Source organism: Parachlamydiales bacterium (genome assembly GCA_041671045.1).
Taxonomy (GTDB): Bacteria; Chlamydiota; Chlamydiia; order Chlamydiales; family JABDDJ01; genus JABDDJ01.
The window spans coordinates 94,381-112,251 of sequence record JBAZCF010000001.1 but is presented as its reverse complement, the minus strand read 5'-3'; the positions used below and the strand labels follow the sequence as shown (position 1 = coordinate 112,251).

Below are 17,871 nucleotides of genomic sequence, written 5' to 3'. Positions count from 1 at the left end.
TGCCTTTCTTTTTAGCCTCTACGTTAAACGCTCTCCAGCACATCGTCTTTTTCTAGGGTGACGATGGCCTTTTTGTAAGAAGAGGTAGTCCCTAAGCGTCCGCGAACACGGCGTGCTTTGCCTTTGACGTTGATGGTGTTCACTGCGACCACTTTTACATTAAGGTGGGCGTAGATCTCTTCTACAGCGCGTGCAATTTCAATTTTATTTGCCTTTGTGTCAACAAGAAAAACGTACTTGGGCAGTGTAAAACGGCGCAAGGACGGGTTGCTTTCTTTGTCTTTCAAAGAGCTGAGCATTGTGCTCTTTTCTGTTATATATCGTTTTTTGACGATATCGTAAGGGGTCTTTTTATTCATTTTCGATCAATCCTTCCTATATTCCTTAAGCGCACAGCCACTCTTCAATTTCGCGCAGGGCATTTTCTGTCAGCACGATTGTATGAGCAACGGCGACGTCATAACCACTGATAGTGTTAGCCACTTGGAACTTTACTCCTGGGATGTTGCGTGCGCTAAGGGAAAAGTTTAAGTGTTTATCATTATGGACGTGAATCTTGACTGAGCCATCTTCTGTGGGGATTTCGTGCGTTGTGCTTTCGGCGAGGAATAGTGTACGGCGTGGCATCTCGAGCGATTTTAGAAACTTAACAACGGAACTAGTTTTAGGCTCATCCATTGAGAAGTTTTCTATGACGACGATTTTGTTCTCGCGAATTTTATCGGCTAGAAGAGCGCGAATTACTGCGCGTCTTTCTTTCTTGTTGATACGGATGTGCTGGTCAAACTTTGGTTTAGGACCGAACACACGACCACCACCGCGGAATTGTGGACCAACGAGGTTACCGTGACGTGCTCCCCCTGTGCCTTTTTGGGCAGTGGGTTTTTTTGTCGTGTGGTTAACTTCTGCGCGGGTCTTTGTATTTGCAGACCATTGACGGGCATTGGCACGCAGGGCTACAATGTAATCCTTTATCATTTGGCCATGAGCTTCTGCATTGGCGAGAGTCTCGTTGCATTTGATATCGCCCAATTGGCGGCCATCGATGGAATATTTTTTTAGAGTTGCCACTTTTAATTTCTCCAAACTATCTAGCTTGTTACCTTACGCTGCTTTCTTTTTACGCTCAGTGCGTTTTTTAATTGCAGGCGCTATGGATATTAGTCCATTGCGTGGTCCGGGAACTTGCCCTTTGACGATGATAAGGTTATTTTCTTTATCTACTTTTACGACTTGTATATTTTGCACTGTCACTTGTTCACTACCCATGTGGCTAGCGCGTTTGCCCCCTTTCAAGCAACGACCGGGAGTACTGCGCATACCTGTAGAACCGGCATGACGGTGGAAGCCGGAGCCGTGCGAAGCGGGACCGCCTGCATAACCGTGAAGCTTCATTACCCCTTGGTAACCTTTACCTTTCGAGACAGCAGTTACGTCAACGAAAGCTATATCTGCGAATAGGTCGACGCCGAGTTCTTGTCCTACGGAGTAGTCTTCGGTTTTTTCAACGCGTGTTTCATGCAGATTGCGACGAGGAGCAATGCTGTTTTTTGCGTAGTGTCCTAACTGCGGCTTGTTAAGGCGGCGGCTAAGTGTACGTGGATCTTTAGTAGTGATTTTGTCGAAACCTAGTTGAAGAGCTATGTAACCGTCATTTTCTTTAGTTTTGATTTGAGCGATGACGTTTGGCTCGAGTTCTATCACTGTGCAAGGCATTAAAGTGCCTTTATCGTCAAAAAGCTGAGTCATTCCTCGCTTTTTTCCTTTAAGTTTGAGCGCCATATCTATACATCCTTACGTGAAGTTGCGCTGTCCAACAGCTTGGTCTTTTGTAGCTATGTTGTTTAGCGTTTATCGCTTAAGAGCTTTTACTAGAAGAGTGAAGCGGTACGCACGTGATGCGTTCGATTCAGTTACTTCTAGGATGCTGCCCTTTTCAGGCACTTTTTGAAGCTTAAATGAATAGATTACCAAAGATATAGATTTATCTCAAGCTATTTCCTATTTTTTACTGCCGTAAAACTATGCATCTTAATTTTTTCTCACTGTCATATACTCCTAAGGTATATTTAGGTGTTCGCCATTACGTAGAAGGCGTTTTCTTTTTAGGAACTTCTTATCCGCATTAGACAAAAATGTGAGATAGGCAGGAAGATCACAGATGCGTGTTTTTTCTGGCAGAGTTTTCCAACCAACCTCAGAAATTGAGCCTGACACACACACTAGGATCGTTCCTTGTGTTGGAATAGCTAATACTGACTCCCCTTTTGAATTTTTCTGTATCTTCAAATTAGGATATATTGCGGCTGTATCCAGTGGTTGAGCTTGATTTATCAAGTGGGGAATAGCGGTATGTTTTGAGACAGTATAGACTCCAGGATACTTGACAGCCCCTATAACCTCTGCTGTTATATTATCATTGTGCAGAGAACTCTTTTCTGTATTTAAGGTAGTGTCATAACGTACGAAAGAAATAAAAGAAGCGCCTAGGATCACACCGGCAAAGAGAATGACAGCGAAAACTTCTCTAACTTGCAGCTTAACCGGGGGCATTATTTTGATATCAACCTGGGGATGGATTTGCTAATAGTCGCCTACCTTGCGCGGCAAGCTTTAGCGAAAATGAAAGGGGCCTGGCTTAGCCAACTTTAGAATAAGTTGTCAAGCCAGGCCGCCCTATCTTCTAGTAGACTGAAGTAGCAGCTACTCTGTATTGCTGCTCTTTCTTTTTGTCATCGATCTGTCTTTCGCGTACGTATTTGTATACATCCATTGAAGACACTATCACACCTAGAACGTTTACGAATGGAATAAGAGCGGTCGCTGATGTTGCCGCAATCGTTAGACCTACTGCGCAAATAAGAGCTTTGCACGGTTCATAACGTTGGGTAATAGTGCGCTTCTCTTCCAATAGTTCTTTCGTATTTGAAAGAGCTTGATGAGTCTTATACCAACTAATCGCTTTGCCTATGTTTTTAAATTGATAAGCTTGCTCTACAGTAGCATTCTCAATGGAAAGCTGTGTATCCTTCGTTAAGGTTATAACGCCATTTACAACTCCCACACCGTCTGCACTCAAAAACACTTCATTTTTCAATATAAGCTCATTATCGCCCAATCGAATCTTAGAACCTACCGGCAGAACGATATTGCCTTCGTTCACAACAGGATTATTATTTGGAAGAGTAATGACTGTTCCTTCATACACAGTTAAAGAATTTTTCAACGCAGGATTGTACCAGTTATATACTTTTAGGATCTGGTCGATTTCAGCAATTTCTCTCTTAAGAGCACGGATTTCGGTGCCTCTAAAATAGCGATCCCAGCTCTTATTCAATGTGTCCAATGACTCAATTTTATTAGATCTTTCCACTTTGAAAGCATCCAAGTTAGCTTCATTAAATGGATTTCCTACTGTGAGTTGGTTTAAGAGAGCATGCTTCTCTATTGCTGATTTTGTAATCGATACTTCCCTATTGCCAACCAAAATCTTTTTATTTGTGTCTCTTTGTTGCTGAACTACTGCATCTGAATACTTGTCATTCAAAAAACCATTTTCTGAAGCATGTAATCTAAGCTGATATTTGGTGACTTTTGAACCTGCTTGGTTGGCTTTAGTATCATTTCTTTCGATTTCTGCATCAGCATTGCGGTATCCCCAGTAAGCAGCACCGATAACAGCGGCGTCTTTAATCATTTTAACGCTCAGGATCACACTGCCTAAGACAACTTTAGCTGACAGGAAGCTGAGCTCCACTAAGCCGGTCGTCTTGATCAATCTTAAGAAATCCATGAAATGTGAGGCTGTTAACCAGGTACGGTTGTTAAATTTCTCTCTTGTCCAATTTTGCCATGCATAGAAACCGTTGTCATCAGTAGTAACAAACTCCCTCATACGGTCGCCGAATTTCAAACCACTGATGGTGGAAGAGAATGTCGCGGCTTCCGCTGCAAACGTTGTCACACCTTCATTGCTTGCGATATAACGTAAGGCTGAGTTGTCCAATGGTGTTTCTGCAACATAAGTTGCTAGCGCTTTCGTACAATAAATAACGGAAGGAATACCTTTAGCCACTTTTTCCATAGGCTCGTTAGATTTTGCGATCACTTCAGAAACCTGGAAGGTTTTAGAGAAGAGTGTATCTTCCCCTGCATTGCGATTTACCGGAAACATATGCTTCGAGATAAATTCCGGGTTGCCTGTGCGTACATCACTACCCTTAAGCGCATTTTCGAAATCATCAATGACTTTTACGTTGTCGTAGCTTCTCTTGTAATAAAACTGGAATGCCGCCAGGGCAAGAGTGGACACAATCAGAGCTGTCGTTGTAAATGCAATCGTTCCTGGAGAGAAAAGAGTGACTTTTACAGCTGTGCTAAACAAGAATAGACCACAAGCACCCACTTTAGTAGCGCAGCGTGCCATCAAAAGATTATAGTTGGTACTGCGAATGTTTGCACGGCGTTCAGCTTCTGCTGCAGTCATTAAACCTTGCGCCACCTTACCATCATCAAAGCCTTTCACATAAGTCTTTTTAACGGCGCAATCGATTCCGTAAAAGCTATACCCTGCGGCTGTTAACCCTATGATAAAAGGAAGGCCGGTGGCTACGATGAACGCATTACCTAGAGTGGAGGCTGCTCCACCCAATTTATCTGCGCAGCTCGCTATGGAGAAAAGACCGATTTTCGCAGCAGCAGCTATCGTACCGAAAACTTCTAGAGTGACAAAGCTTGTCATTTGGAAGTTTGTGTAATAAGTAGACGTTCTCCAAGCTCCGCTAACGAAGTGGTTAGCATCTTGGCCAATACGTGTCGCATCTTCGGATACGGTGACGTTTTCAAGGATTGTCCTCGCCGGAGCAGGTAGATCTTTCGATAATTCTAGAGCCAAATCAGCCCAATATTGAAGTCCATCCGGATCATTCTTTGTTTCGCTTGCAAATTTTGAAGCGGTACTTAGAGTATCCGTACTAACGTCCCAGAGTCTAACAGATGGATTAACTGTTGATGAAGGTATGGCCATAAAATTCTCCGATATAAAAAGACATAAATAGTAGAAGATTATTATACCAAATACAGTAAATATTGTAAAGATACTATAAATACGATTTTGAAATTATAAATAAAAACTTGAAAAATAATTTGACACGGCATTTAGAAAACCAGTAAGTGAAGCAATGCCAACCAATAAAAAGAAGATAAGCCCGGAAGGACATAGAAATGCAGCGACAGAAGAGATGATAGCCGCTAGCGAAGCCCCTATGCCTTTCAGGGCATAAGCTCTTAGATTGGCGCTTAACTCCGGCTCTTGCTGATGGATTTCCTTGGCACAGAGAAAGAGTTGTGAATAATAGATCAATGAAAGTAGATGCGAAGCTAGGAAGAAGCCGCCGGCATAAGCAAGCATACGTTCTTTCGGAAAAGGAATATTCACAAGATTATAATGTTGAAGCGAATACGCCAAGTTGGCTGCTCCCGAACAGCCGAAGAGTATTCCATGCAAATAGAAGAGAGTCTGCGGAGGGAGATAACATTGTGTATGCCTTGTGATTTTGAAAAGATTCTTCGAATGGGGGCTATGGGCATACACTTGGGTTTCAATAACCCCATAGGCTAGCCTATAGATTCCTACTGTAGGAGTAATCAAGGGAAAATATTGCTGTACCCAAGTCAACGATTGGCTGAATGGTTGCTCAATCGTGGAGAAAGAGAAAGGAGGAAGAAAATTGAATATCGCTGGAAAGTTCATACAGTTCTAGGGCATAGCAAAATGAAAAGCGCTTTGGGGCATGCCGCGAGTTAATTCATCCGCTTGCATAACCTTTTTACCTTCAAGTTGAAGTTGTATGATCTCGATCGAATGTTCTTTGCAGGCAACGATAACTCGTTTGGGACCCCATTCAAGGATAGACCCGGGAACCCCTGAAGCCTCATGGACGCGTGTTTTGAAGATACGCAGCCTTTTAATGACATCCTTATGGGTAATTTTGCACCAAGCCCCTGGTTCCGGATTGGTTCCGCGGACAAGATCATGGATTTCTTGGGCAGGAAGGTTCCAATGGATTTCAGAATCTTCCAATTCTATTTTCGGAGCCAGGGTAGCTTGGGAGTGGTCTTGCACTGTGCGGCTCGCATTATGGCGGGCAAGTGCTTCTATCGTTTGTACAACGAGTTTTTCCCCTACATAGCAAAGCCGTTGGGCAAGTTCACCATAGGTCATCTCAGGAGTTATCTCCACCTTCTCGGTAGCAATGATATCCCCTGCATCCATTTGTTTGACCATGTGCATGATGGTGATTCCGGAATATCTTTCACCGGCCATAATCGCACGTTGGATCGGTGCTGCGCCCCGGTATTTTGGAAGCAGGCTTGCATGGATGTTTATGCATCCAAGAGAAGGCATATCTAGTAAATGCTGCTTGATGATTTCGCCATAGGCAACGACCACAAATAAATCTGCATTAAGGCTTTGCAGCTGGGCTGAAGGCTCGGGTGCAGAAACCTTATCGGGTTGTAGAAGCAACAGATTATGTGAGAGGGCAACCTGTTTTACGGGAGTAGGCTGAGGTTCTTTGGAGCGCCCTTGGGCCTTGTCGGGCTTAGATACAACCGCAGCAATTTCGAGACCTTGCGCTATAAGGTATTCGAGAGTCTGTGCGGCAAAATCAGGCGTTCCAAAAAAAACTATTCTCAGCTTTTTCATGCTTTTCCTGCTCCGGCTAAAGGAGCGCCTAAGGATTCGCTTTCACTCTTGGTCTGATCGTTCATTAGTCCCCTGCTCGTTTCCTTGCAGAAAGTATAGAAATGGACGATTTCCGGAGTTTGCTCCATATTATTCTTAATATACTCGAGAGCTTCTTGAAATTTCATATCGGAGCGGTAGAGTAGATGGAACGCATCGCTCAGCAGCTGGCGAGTTTCGATGGGGAAATTGTGGCGCTTTAAGCCAACAAGGTTGATTCCGCCGAATTTAAAGGGGATGCCGGCACCAATAAGATAAGGAGGAATATCATGAGTAATACGGCTCATACCGCCGATCATGGCGTGGCGTCCGATGCGGACATGCTGGTGTATACCGGTCATTCCGCCTATGATGGCGTTTTCTTCGATAGTAACGTGGCCTGCTAATGAAGCGTTGTTTGTCAGGATAACCTTATTGCCGATAACACAGTCGTGCGCTACGTGACTATAAGCCATAATGAGAACGTCGTCTCCTATGACAACTTGTGATTCTTCACCGCAGGAGGAGTTAACAGTGACAAATTCGCGGATTTCGCATCTTTTGCCGATCTTAACATAGGTTTTTTCACCACGGTATTTTTTGTCTTGTGTTTTGGTACCGATAGAGGCGGACGGATAGATAACTGTCCCTTCTCCGACTTCGGTATAGCCATCAATGTAGGCAAACGATTTGATGATGACATTATCATGAAGGATGACATTTTTCTTTACTACAGCGAAGGGCTCGATAGTCACATTTTTTCCGAGAGTGGCCCCATCTTCAACATAGGCTGTAGGATGTATTTGATTATTATGCATAAAATGGTCTCATTTTATTTGTTGTCATTATTAAGAGCCAATCTGGTCGGGCTGTATGAGTACAAAACCTATTTCTGCTTCCACTGCAATCTTATCTTCTACGGTCGCGATAGCTTTAACCTTACCGCCTCGGGTGCTTAGTTGCAGGATCTCACAGCGTAGCCTAAGAATATCCCCAGGTAGGACCGGTTTGCGGAATTTTGCATTGCCAATATTTAACAGAAGGGCGATTTTATCCTTTTGGTCACTTTTCAAATGAACCATAATCCCTCCGGCTTGTGCTAACGCTTCAAGAATTAAAACACCGGGCATGATAGGAGCACCGGGAAAGTGCCCTTGAAAAAAAGCTTCATTTATAGTGACATTTTTTTGACCTATAATGATCCCCTTTTCGAGGTCAATGTCAATAATCCTGTCGACGAGCAGAAAAGGGTAGCGATGAGGCAAGATCTTAAGAATTTCCTTCAGATCAAGTTGCGAATGCGCTGTGACCATGAGTTGCCTTTGTTTGAATTAAGTTATGAAGCTCTTTTGCTAGGCCATAATTTGCGGCATGACCCGCTTTTACAGCGATGATATGTGCTTGAATATCGTATCCTATAAGAGACAAGTCGCCTACGATATCTAGGATTTTATGCCGAACAGGCTCATCCGGAAAGAATAGTCCGTTTTTGCTTAAATAAGCCTCGCCTTTTACCACGACTGCGTTATCTAAACTTCCCCCTTTAATGAGACCCTTATCCATAAGGAAGGATATTTCCTCATATAGACAAAATGTCCTGCAAGGAGAAAGTTCGCGATTGAAAATTTCAGGTGTGATGTCGAATGAATTATATTGACTCTTGAGTGCCGCTACGCGGGGATAGTGTAATGTATAGCTAATTTTGTACTGAGGGGCCGGAAGTGCTACAAGAGTGATATCACCCGTGTTAAAATACACTGGTTCTTTGACTATTAAAGACATTTTGGGGGATTTCTGCTCACAAACTCCTGCCTTTTCAATGAGTTCCACAAAAACGTCGGAACTGCCATTCCCTACCGGGGGCTCAATATTAGATAATTCTATAATGGCATTATCAATTTGATTGGCAAAAAGGGCTGCCATTAGATGCTCTACTGTATATATCTTTGCTTGGGCGTTCCCAAGAACAGTACAGCGATCCGATGTATCGCATACGGAAGGGATCAAAGCAGGTATAGAGGCTGAGCCAGGGATATCGGAACGGTTAAAAATGATCCCTGTATTTTCAGGTGCAGGAATAATTTTTAAATCTACTGTTTCTCCGGTATGTAAACCGATACCCGTATAGTCTATAGAGTGGGCGAGCGTTTTTTGGTTGCGCGTAGGTGCAATGAGAACTTTATCCACAAAATGTCCGCAGATTACAAAAAATTAGTAACTTATGCTAACCGAGTCGAACATTTTATTCAACACGTGATTGAGTCCTAACACCCCCTTGAAATTTTAAATAAATAATAATTTATTAGATAAATCTACAAAAAGGCATCAAATTAAATTTATCTTTTTAGCATATGATCTATCACTACTTAAGTTTGCAGATTTAAACATATCCAAATTATAATAAGTACATACTAAAAATGGAGCTAATAATGAGCGCTGTACAACCCTTGGATCAATCTGCTCTAGAATTATTATTTACACAAGGTCAAATTAGCCAAAATGGGAAAACGGACAATTTCTCTGATTTAATGAAAAAAGACGAGTTTCTTAGTAACCCCCTTCTATATCAAACCGCAATCAATATCATTAATACATATAAAACTCCCGAGCAATTAAAATCCGTAATACGAGCTTATGAAGTTTTGCGCTGTAACAAAGTAGCGAGTTTACCTATCCATAATCTTAGTTTCTATGACTTTGTAACGCCCAAAAAGTTCAGTTCATTAATTACATCCACTGAAAAAATTCTCACCGATAATTTTGCGGCGTGCGTTCAGGCAAGAGCAGAGATGTATGCTCAGGGTGCCGAACTCGAAATAAAATTACACCAACATACCGCCCAGATCGAAGGACTGATGGAAGGGTTTCAATCTCTTGGTATAGACACTTCTGATTGGGAAGAACTTAAAAAAGAGCTTGCTCAAGGTAGAGAAGCAGATGCAATACATAGATGGAATAGCCTTCTAGCTAAAATTCGAGCCGGTGTGGATTTTACAAAAGCTGAGGCAGGAATGTCAGGGACTAAAACAGTAGAACTCTTTGTTTTAGATCCGTTAACGCATATAAAAAGCATTCCACCAAGAAATACCCTTCAAGTACGTTTTCTATCGATGCTACCGGAAATTGAAAACGAGATAAAGGAAGCCTGCAAAAGCGATCCTCTCCCAGGGTATAAGAATAAGTTAGACAATATAGTTCAAAGCCATTTAGCAAAAACGCTTGCTGCCTATTTTGATCCTGACCCTTCTAAGTTAGAGAATGAATTAAAAATGCTACTTTTGGTCATTGATGCAAGAGGAATACCTTCTAATGCACCCAACTTGCTTAGTTCTCTAGGGATTGCAACCTTAGGAATAGCTGCTAAAATCATCGGTTACACACCACTAGAACATTCCGAGATACCTCATAGGTTATTCTTTACCGGCTCTGAGTTGAGTGAAAAATATCCTTCATTAATTCTTGACAATAGGGACCTAACTGCTTTTTCATTGCAGCCTTTGATAGATGAGAAAGATCTAATCGAGAAGTTCAAATCCAAGACTAAAACATCATCACAAAAAGTGCATCCCGTTGTCATAGGAAACGATACTTACATTACAGCTAAGCCTCCAAAGATCAAACCTATGTATGACATGCTTACCCATCAAGATTTTTTTAGCGCCTTAAAAAACAATAATGTCAGTACCCTCGTAGATCTTCGTATGAATTCTGAAAGCCTTTTTCCTTTCTTAAAAAATATGGGTGTGGGGGAAAAAATTAATCTGCCGCAAAATCATTTTGTGGAGTTGACAGAGGTAGCCAATGTAGAAATACCGGATGCTGCGCATCAATTACAATCACTTTCCAGATACAAAATCCATTACTTTGATGGAAAAGCTAACCGCACCTATACAATTTTGCAAATAAGAAATTGGGATAAGGATGCCCCCCCGGATCCGGCAGTGCTCAGATACGTATCTCAAGAGCTTAGAAAAGAGGAATTCTCTAATAAAGGTAAAGTAGCGTTTGTAGATACTTATGATAAATTTGATTTCAATAATCATTTAGGGACACGTGCATCCCCTTTCTTACTTTATCACCACCTCTCAAAATCCGAAACAAATCCTATAAACCCACTTAAAGCTCTAGAAGGACTTGAAGCTTATGTGAGGACAGATTTCACTGCAGAAACACTCAAACCTGTCATAGAAACCCTATTTGAAGATATTCAGATGCGAAATGGCATTGAACAAAAGCCAAAGCCCACTACAGATACAAATGTCTATTTTGAATCGCTTCTAAAAAATGTTCAAGAAATTATTGGAAAATATCAAGCTCTCAGATATCTGAACACTGATAAGATAGTCGACTTACTTAAACAGTTTGCGCCTGCAGAAGCTCCAGCTCAATTGCGCATTAGCCAGTATTTATCCACTATGCTTCATAGGAAATCTAGAGAAGTTTCTGATAATAGAAGGTTTGAAAAAACATTAGAAAATCTTTTCTTTTTGCTTGTGATGGGTATAGATTTTTCTACATTTAGCGCACGTGTGAAAAATACACTTTCTCAATATAAAAAAGCAGATGATGAAGCTGTTTTGAGTGTGCTTGATAATGAACCTGAATTTAATGCCTGTTTTCCGGAGCATAGTGTTTATAAAAGCTTTGGCTACCTGGTTGCAGAGAATCACTTAGCCGATTTAGGGCAGGCAAATGGCCCATTGGATATTCTTAGACACAGAGAAATAAATTATAATGCTTATTATCAAGGCAAAAATTTTGACGATACTGTTGCATTGAAACTTTCTCAAAATATGGATTTCCTAAAAAATATCTCCACAAGAGATCTTGCAATGATTCCCGTTGTTTTCTTCGAGAAATATATTGATAAATCCAATATCCAACTTCTCACTCCAGTAGCAATCTCCCATTTGACTCATGAACAAACAATGGCACTAGAGCCTATTATAGAAGCTCAAAAAGAAAAACAAAACTAAGATGGTTTTTGTTAAATAAATCGAATTCTAGTTAAAAGAAAAGCGCTCATCATTATAGAAAAGATAAGCAATGGCAAATCTCCCCCATGAGAATAGAAGGTGGTATAGTTATAGACAGGCACTTTTACTGAGAGTGAAGCAGAAAGCTCTGCAGGATTAGAGTGCCCCTCACCCAATTCTGAGATTGTCTTCCCAAAACTATCCATAGCACAAGTCACCCCCGTATTACAGGCGCGTAATAAAGGAATCCCACCCTCCACCGTACGCAAACGGGCATGTTCCATGTGCTGACGGGTAATTGCAGGAAACCACGCGTCGTTAGTAACATTGATAAGTACTTGAGCACCTTTTGCACATCCATCCTTAGTTAATGCCCCAAATGTTTCATCGTAGCAAATCGAAGGCGCGATAGTGAAGCGACCGCATTGCATGACCTTAGCCTCTTGCCCAGGGGTAAAAGAGCCTGTAATACCGTAGGAACGTGCCAGTTCTGCCACAGCTGCAAAAGGTATATATTCACCCATTGGAACGAGAATGCGTTTTTCATATCTTTCTATACGTGGTTCTTGATCCCTGCCCAAGGGAGAAAATAGGAGTGCTGCGCTGAAGAGCACCCTTTCGCCATTGGGAAGATAATCAATATCTTCCATTCCGGAGAGCACAGGCGCTCTAAAAATGTTAGATAGGCTTTGCACAAAAAAAGCATTGTTCACATACCCCTCATCACCAAAAGGCGGATTAGGCAAGGGTAGATAGGCAAGGACATCATTTCCATAGGTGTTTCGGAATAAACCGATGGCTTTTTCATAGGGGTATGCAAGCATATATGCCCCGAAAGGCACTACCATTTCCGGCAAGGCTACCACATCAAAGCTTTCGTCCTTATGAGGAGAAGTGATTTTAAGGATCTGATCCCATTCCCCTAACACGAAATCTAAAAAGGCTTTGGTACTATGAAACTCCAAACTTTCTTCCACGGGGAACGCAGTCTGGACCAAAAGGGCGTTCATTGTCGGTACATTCAGTTCATTATTGGAGTGGTATTGGAGATGTACAGCGCCAAACAAGAACGGAAAAACTGCTGCGATGCTCCATAGATAGTAGTTTTGGCGAGCGAGCAATACTGCTGTAAGCAATACCCAAAAAGATAGTCCCATCACACCTACGACCGAGGCCATCTGCAAGGAATAGATGTTTGCGGAAAGCGCCAATCCTAGTGGGTTAAAGGATACGCCGGAGAATATAAATAGTCTGCTCCACTCCATAACAAACCAAAACGAGGGTATTGCCAGAACTATCCATCTTTTACGTAGATAGTTAGGTGTAACATATAAGCTTAAAAGACCAAATTGAAGCGCATAGATGGAGATGATAAAAACATAGACTGCATAAATATAGAGAAAAGGATGGGAAAGGAACCAGAAAAACTGGACAGCTTGAACAGCAGCAAACCAGCCGGCTCCTACAAAAAAACGTTTCTTCGGGTCTTGGACATCCAGTAATGCTTTCAATATACAAGCATACCCTCCGGCACCTGCAATCAGTGCCAGCCAGGAACTAAAAGGTGGCTGCCCAAAAGCGCAAACAATCCAGCCTAAAAGCAAAAGACCCAGTGTTCTCATAAATTCATCTTATTTTTTCCTAAAATTTTATCTTATCTCTCTATTTATATCTATAAAATGAACCTGCACAGCTTATTCTAACAACAAATGTAAAAGTCTCATTAGAAAACAGTCCCAATTATTTCTGAATTAGTTTATACTATTAACATGGAAAAATTACCTTTCAGAGATTTTCATCTTTTACATCTTTTAGAAGATTATTCAAATTTCGACCGTCCGTTGGACGTGGCCATTTGCCGCTATTTTCGCGCAAATAAATCATTGGGTTCTAAGGACCGCTATGAAATATCCGAATCAGCTTACGCTCTTGTCCGATGGGCGGGGTTATTAGAAGCCCTATACCCCAAAGCAGGGTGGAGAACATGGTTGAAAGCTTTAAGAGAAGGCTGCTTACAAAATCCGCCGGCAACTCTTCCTGCCCATACGAAAGTAAGTTTCCCTAAAGAACTTTTTGACCGTATCGTTCATTCCCTAGGTGAAAAAGAAGCTGTACGTATTTGCCATGTATGCAACACCCCGGCCCCTACCTATGTTCGCGCCAATACCATTAAAATTTCTAGGGATGAACTTCTGCAGCGTTGGGCAGATAAATATGAGGTGTCTCCTGCTAAAGTTAGCCCTGAAGGGATCATCTTCAATAAAAAAATCCATTTTTTTAGCATCGATGAATTTAAAGAAGGACTATTTGAAGTCCAGGACGAAGCCAGCCAGCTTATTTCAGGACTTGTAAACGCTACTCCCGGTAACCTAGTAATGGATTTCTGCGCAGGCGCCGGCGGCAAAGCCTTAGCGATAGCTCCCCGACTTCAGGGTAAAGGCCAATTATATCTACACGACATTCGCGAACATGCTTTGACAGAAGCTAAAATCCGCTTTAAACGTGCAGGAGCTCAAAACGTCCAATTTTTAGCAGATACCTCACCAGCCCTCACTAAGCTAAAAAAGAAAATGGATTGGGTATTAGCAGATGTTCCATGCAGCGGCACCGGCACTTTACGCCGTAATCCTGATATGAAATGGCGTTATGACGACGAGCTATTACAACGCCTGTTAGGCCAGCAAAGAATGATTTTTGAAAAAGCTCTCAGCTACCTAAAGCCTGATGGTTCAATAGTTTATGCTACGTGCAGTCTCCTAGACGAAGAGAATGAAATGCAAGTTGAGCATTTCCTCAAGACCTATGGATTGAAACTAGTGGGTGAGCCTTTTAAATCTATCCCCTCCTTCAAAGGAATGGACGGATTTTTTGGCGCTGTCATGAAACAACAGTAAATGATGGCTATTTTTTCGCAAGTGGTCTATGCTAAATGCTTTCAGCATTGTGAGGATTGGGTAATTCTATGAAAAAAGCTATTTTCGCACTATTTACCGCCGTATCGTGTATACTTTCTCCTACCCTTGTAGAGGCTCTGCCCGACTCCAGCGTACTTTCATCTTCGAAAAACCCTACGCACGTTCACTACCACAATATTGTGTTGGCTAAGGTCAATAACAAAGCCGTCACCCTATATGATGTGGTAAAAAAACTAGACATGGTTTTTTATCGCCAGTTTCCCCAATTCAAAGATCTTATCGAAGCGAAATACCAGTTTTACACAATCAACTGGAAATACGTTATGAATGACTTGGTGGAAAAAGAACTGGTCCTAGCCGATGGGGAAGAAAACAATATCAAAGTAACGACCGGTGAGATCCGCCAAGAATTAGAAACCCTTTTTGGACCTAATATTGTTGCGAATCTGGATGAGCTAGGCTTAACATATGATGAAGCTTGGAACATGGTCAAAGGCGATCTCACTATCCGCAGAGTCATGTCAGCACGTATCAATCCCAAAGCAATACGCGCCATGACACCACAAGCGGTGAGAAAAGCTTACGAAGCGCATGCCGCTGAAAACATCCTCCCTGAGAAATGGACTTACCGTGTCATCTCTTTCCGTGATAAAGATACGACTAACTCCGCTGAAGCAGCCAACTTGGCTCACTACCTCCTGACCGATGGACAAGTTCCCTTCAATGACCTTGTGGCTGAACTTACCAAAAGAGGCCTTCAAAAAGGGACGAACGTCAGCATTTCAGAGGAGTTCTCACATACACCTAAAGAAGTATCCGAACTTTATAGAGGCAGTCTGATCTCCCTTGAACAAGGAACTTACTCTGTACCTATTGCACAAAAAAGCAAAGCCGGCGGAGGTGCAGTTGTACGCCTATTCTATATGAAAGAAAAGAAACCTGCCGGAGCAGAGCCTCTCGATAAAGTAGAAGTTACCTTGAAGGAAAAAATCTTTTCTCAAGTATCCGGCGTTGAAACAGAAGCCTATTTCACTAAACTACGCAAAAACTTCTCCGTCCAAACATATATTAACGCGGATGAGTACCAGCCGTTCACTTTACAATAGGTCGGCCTCACTCTATGCCCATATATCGTCCTACAGAGTTAAAACAGTTTTTAGATAGCCTTAGTACAGGGCCTAAAAAACACCTTTCACAGAATTTCTTGATCGACGGCAATATCCTGCGTAAAATCGTAACGACGGCGAAGGTTCAAAAAGGCGATGTTGTACTTGAAATCGGACCAGGTCCGGGTGCTCTCACCGAATGCCTTATGGAAGCCGGAGCACGTGTCATTGCAGTTGAAAAAGATCCCATCCTTTCCAATGCTTTGAGTAGATTAACTTCATTGGGCGATTTGCAGATCTTTACAGATGATATCATGAAATTTGACATGCTTAAACATGTTCCGCCTAATGCCAAAGTGATTGCCAATCTGCCTTATCATTTGACCTCCCCTATCCTTGGGCTTCTGATGCCGCATAAGGAAATCTTTTCTTCAGTGCATGTTATGGTACAAGACGAGGTGGCCAAACGTATGACCTCCGTACACGGATCTTATGAATATAGCGCTTTGACAGTATTTTTGAATTATTATGGAAAACCTTCCTACAGCTTTAAAGTAGGCAGGAACTGTTTTTATCCCGCCCCTAAAGTAGATTCTGCTGTCGTTTCCATTGACCTCTTAACTCCCCAGGCGGATATAGATAGAGAGACATTTTTCTTTCTTGTCCACCAAGCATTCAATCAACGTCGAAAAATGCTGAGAGCGTCACTAAAGGAAACCTTAGATAGTCAGCTCGTAGAGGATGCCCTCTTCAAGATCGGTTTGCCCACTACATCCAGACCGGAGAATTTATCTATTGATCATTGGAAAGCTTTTTACAAAATTTTAGAAATTCCTTTAGCGTCTGCCCCTAAGCGTGAACCCCACGGTTAACACAGCAATAAAAGCCAAGGCCGCAAGCATCTGCATTGGCGTCCATTCGCTAAAAATACCTGAAATTCTTTTCCACCAAACAACCTGAACGTCTTTTTGAGATTTAAGCTCTACATGTCTCTGGTAGCTGCCGTCTGAACTGGCTATCAGCAGCTCCCCTACTCTTTGTCCTGTACGCACAGGGAAACTCACAGAGTCCCATAATAGCTTGCAGGTAAGTTTAGGTTCTTCCGCAGGATAATAACGGAAGGTAACGTCTTCATCTAAATAGGTAGTGATAGGAGCTGTTGCATTCGCATTCTGTAAAACAAAAGGCTGTTGTCCTTTGCTCAGCAAGGTTTGTTCCAACTGCTCTTCCTTAAAAGCTGTTTCAAAGAGCTTAACAGCATCCAAAAACATATCTCCCCTTTCTTAGTCTTCAATAAGACCGCAATAAGCAGACGATTGTCCTTTTCTGCTGCAGCAACAAAAGTGTTCTGTGCGACCTGGATATAGCCTGTTTTGATTCCTAACGCATAGGGATAAAAGTACTTACCAGGTTTTAACAGAGCGTTTGTCTGTACCCAAACACTTGCTTCCTGCATATTCGTCTTAGGTCTGGTATAGCGGACTGTTTTAACGAGTTCCAAGAATTGCTTATTTTTCAGCGCTTCTTTAGTCATCAAAGCCAAATCATAGGCTGTTGTATAGTGATCCGGATGATAAAGTCCATGGGGATTTGTAAAATGGGTGTTATGACAACCAAAAGATTTCAGATAGTCGTTGACACCTTGCATGAACTGATCCACGTTCCCGCCGATGAATTTTGCGATGACATTGGCAGCATCGTCTCCTGAAGCTAACATGAGACCATAAAGTAGATCTTGTAAAGAAAGGATCTCGCCTTTTTTTAATCCGATATTCGAGTAACCGGGCTCAAGCCAATGGGCTGGCAGAGTATAGTTCGATTGTTTCTTATCCTTTACTGATACCCAGGCGACTGAATCCTGATCCGCTGCAATCATCTCGTGCATTTTATCGCCGGCAGTTAAGAGAGCAAAAATTGCAGTCGCAATCTTTGTAGTGCTGGCAGGATGGTTCCGTTGGTGTGCTTCTTTTTCATACAAAATGACCCCTGTATGGCCATTCATCAAAATAGCTGCTTCAGCTTTAACCTCTACATTTAGGGGCGCACCTTGCAAATGCGATGCCAAAATGAGAACACCAAAAAGGAATTTTTTTACTTTTTTCTGCATACCCAAACTAGAGAATTTAGCTTATAATTGTAACGACTTCAAA

Annotated in this window: 17 protein-coding genes; 4 read left to right on the top strand and 13 right to left on the bottom strand. The window is 42.1% G+C overall.

The window, feature by feature from the left end; genetic code table 11:
- Nucleotides 1–23: 23 nt before the first annotated feature.
- The 10 genes from rplW to lpxC all read right to left on the bottom strand — a co-directional run bounded on the left by rplW (nucleotide 24) and on the right by lpxC (nucleotide 8,911).
- Nucleotides 24–359, bottom strand: a complete 336-nt coding sequence (rplW, locus tag WC222_00505; GenBank protein ID MFA6914852.1) for a 50S ribosomal protein L23 — start codon at nucleotides 357–359, stop codon at nucleotides 24–26.
- Nucleotides 360–384: 25 nt separating this feature from the next.
- Nucleotides 385–1,071: a 50S ribosomal protein L4 gene (rplD, locus tag WC222_00500; GenBank protein ID MFA6914851.1), complete on the bottom strand. Its 687-nt coding sequence runs from the start codon at nucleotides 1,069–1,071 to the stop codon at nucleotides 385–387.
- 33 nt (nucleotides 1,072–1,104) lie between these two features.
- Nucleotides 1,105–1,782 (bottom strand): 50S ribosomal protein L3, encoded by a 678-nt coding sequence (gene rplC, locus WC222_00495; GenBank protein MFA6914850.1) that lies wholly within the window; start codon nucleotides 1,780–1,782, stop codon nucleotides 1,105–1,107.
- A 276-nt stretch (nucleotides 1,783–2,058) separates the two neighbouring features.
- Nucleotides 2,059–2,553, bottom strand: coding sequence for a hypothetical protein (locus tag WC222_00490; GenBank protein MFA6914849.1), 495 nt, complete (start codon nucleotides 2,551–2,553; stop codon nucleotides 2,059–2,061).
- Nucleotides 2,554–2,683: 130 nt separating this feature from the next.
- The gene (locus WC222_00485; protein MFA6914848.1) at nucleotides 2,684–5,026 is read right to left on the bottom strand and encodes a hypothetical protein; all 2,343 of its coding nucleotides are present in this window, start codon (nucleotides 5,024–5,026) and stop codon (nucleotides 2,684–2,686) included.
- Between the two features lie 93 nt (nucleotides 5,027–5,119).
- Complete coding sequence (locus tag WC222_00480) at nucleotides 5,120–5,752, bottom strand: hypothetical protein (GenBank protein MFA6914847.1); 633 nt, start codon at nucleotides 5,750–5,752, stop codon at nucleotides 5,120–5,122.
- A 6-nt stretch (nucleotides 5,753–5,758) separates the two neighbouring features.
- On the bottom strand, nucleotides 5,759–6,706 hold the full coding sequence (fmt, locus tag WC222_00475) for a methionyl-tRNA formyltransferase (protein ID MFA6914846.1): 948 nt from the start codon (nucleotides 6,704–6,706) through the stop codon (nucleotides 5,759–5,761).
- Entirely contained in the window at nucleotides 6,703–7,542 is an 840-nt protein-coding gene (lpxA, locus tag WC222_00470) for an acyl-ACP--UDP-N-acetylglucosamine O-acyltransferase (protein MFA6914845.1), read from the bottom strand. The genes fmt and lpxA overlap by 4 nt, the downstream gene beginning before the upstream one ends.
- Nucleotides 7,543–7,572: 30 nt before the next feature.
- Nucleotides 7,573–8,037 (bottom strand): 3-hydroxyacyl-ACP dehydratase FabZ, encoded by a 465-nt coding sequence (gene fabZ / locus WC222_00465; GenBank protein ID MFA6914844.1) that lies wholly within the window; start codon nucleotides 8,035–8,037, stop codon nucleotides 7,573–7,575.
- Nucleotides 8,012–8,911, bottom strand: a complete 900-nt coding sequence (lpxC, locus tag WC222_00460; protein MFA6914843.1) for a UDP-3-O-acyl-N-acetylglucosamine deacetylase — start codon at nucleotides 8,909–8,911, stop codon at nucleotides 8,012–8,014. The genes fabZ and lpxC overlap by 26 nt, the downstream gene beginning before the upstream one ends.
- 242 nt (nucleotides 8,912–9,153) lie before the next feature.
- On the opposite strand from lpxC, the gene WC222_00455 reads away from it, so the two are divergent.
- Nucleotides 9,154–11,700 (top strand): hypothetical protein, encoded by a 2,547-nt coding sequence (locus tag WC222_00455; GenBank protein ID MFA6914842.1) that lies wholly within the window; start codon nucleotides 9,154–9,156, stop codon nucleotides 11,698–11,700.
- A gap of 11 nt (nucleotides 11,701–11,711) precedes the next feature.
- On the opposite strand, the gene lnt is transcribed toward WC222_00455, so the two are convergent.
- Nucleotides 11,712–13,322, bottom strand: coding sequence for an apolipoprotein N-acyltransferase (lnt, locus tag WC222_00450; GenBank protein ID MFA6914841.1), 1,611 nt, complete (start codon nucleotides 13,320–13,322; stop codon nucleotides 11,712–11,714).
- 147 nt (nucleotides 13,323–13,469) lie between these two features.
- Between lnt and WC222_00445 the strand changes: the two genes are divergently transcribed.
- From WC222_00445 to rsmA, 3 genes are all read left to right on the top strand, one after another.
- The gene (locus WC222_00445; protein MFA6914840.1) at nucleotides 13,470–14,594 is read left to right on the top strand and encodes an RsmB/NOP family class I SAM-dependent RNA methyltransferase; all 1,125 of its coding nucleotides are present in this window, start codon (nucleotides 13,470–13,472) and stop codon (nucleotides 14,592–14,594) included.
- Nucleotides 14,595–14,662: 68 nt separating this feature from the next.
- Nucleotides 14,663–15,721: a peptidylprolyl isomerase gene (locus WC222_00440; GenBank protein MFA6914839.1), complete on the top strand. Its 1,059-nt coding sequence runs from the start codon at nucleotides 14,663–14,665 to the stop codon at nucleotides 15,719–15,721.
- A gap of 14 nt (nucleotides 15,722–15,735) precedes the next feature.
- Nucleotides 15,736–16,593, top strand: coding sequence for a 16S rRNA (adenine(1518)-N(6)/adenine(1519)-N(6))-dimethyltransferase RsmA (gene rsmA / locus WC222_00435; protein MFA6914838.1), 858 nt, complete (start codon nucleotides 15,736–15,738; stop codon nucleotides 16,591–16,593).
- Here rsmA and WC222_00430 read toward each other — a convergent pair.
- The gene (locus tag WC222_00430) at nucleotides 16,558–16,992 is read right to left on the bottom strand and encodes a hypothetical protein (protein MFA6914837.1); all 435 of its coding nucleotides are present in this window, start codon (nucleotides 16,990–16,992) and stop codon (nucleotides 16,558–16,560) included. The genes rsmA and WC222_00430 overlap by 36 nt on opposite strands.
- Nucleotides 16,923–17,828, bottom strand: a complete 906-nt coding sequence (locus tag WC222_00425) for a hypothetical protein (protein MFA6914836.1) — start codon at nucleotides 17,826–17,828, stop codon at nucleotides 16,923–16,925. Before WC222_00425 ends, WC222_00430 begins: the two co-directional genes overlap by 70 nt.
- Nucleotides 17,829–17,871 lie beyond the last annotated feature (43 nt).

Coding starts and splice junctions, on each gene's coding strand:
- fmt (MFA6914846.1), bottom strand. CDS start 6,706: ATGAAAAAGCTGAGAATAGTTTTTTTTGGAACGCCTGATTTTGCCGCA.
- WC222_00430 (MFA6914837.1), bottom strand. CDS start 16,992: ATGTTTTTGGATGCTGTTAAGCTCTTTGAAACAGCTTTTAAGGAAGAG.
- WC222_00485 (MFA6914848.1), bottom strand. CDS start 5,026: ATGGCCATACCTTCATCAACAGTTAATCCATCTGTTAGACTCTGGGAC.
- WC222_00455 (MFA6914842.1), top strand. CDS start 9,154: ATGAGCGCTGTACAACCCTTGGATCAATCTGCTCTAGAATTATTATTT.
- lpxA (MFA6914845.1), bottom strand. CDS start 7,542: ATGCATAATAATCAAATACATCCTACAGCCTATGTTGAAGATGGGGCC.
- rplW (MFA6914852.1), bottom strand. CDS start 359: ATGAATAAAAAGACCCCTTACGATATCGTCAAAAAACGATATATAACA.
- WC222_00480 (MFA6914847.1), bottom strand. CDS start 5,752: ATGAACTTTCCAGCGATATTCAATTTTCTTCCTCCTTTCTCTTTCTCC.
- WC222_00440 (MFA6914839.1), top strand. CDS start 14,663: ATGAAAAAAGCTATTTTCGCACTATTTACCGCCGTATCGTGTATACTT.
- lnt (MFA6914841.1), bottom strand. CDS start 13,322: ATGAGAACACTGGGTCTTTTGCTTTTAGGCTGGATTGTTTGCGCTTTT.
- fabZ (MFA6914844.1), bottom strand. CDS start 8,037: ATGGTCACAGCGCATTCGCAACTTGATCTGAAGGAAATTCTTAAGATC.
- rsmA (MFA6914838.1), top strand. CDS start 15,736: ATGCCCATATATCGTCCTACAGAGTTAAAACAGTTTTTAGATAGCCTT.
- WC222_00490 (MFA6914849.1), bottom strand. CDS start 2,553: ATGCCCCCGGTTAAGCTGCAAGTTAGAGAAGTTTTCGCTGTCATTCTC.
- WC222_00425 (MFA6914836.1), bottom strand. CDS start 17,828: ATGCAGAAAAAAGTAAAAAAATTCCTTTTTGGTGTTCTCATTTTGGCA.
- WC222_00445 (MFA6914840.1), top strand. CDS start 13,470: ATGGAAAAATTACCTTTCAGAGATTTTCATCTTTTACATCTTTTAGAA.
- rplC (MFA6914850.1), bottom strand. CDS start 1,782: ATGGCGCTCAAACTTAAAGGAAAAAAGCGAGGAATGACTCAGCTTTTT.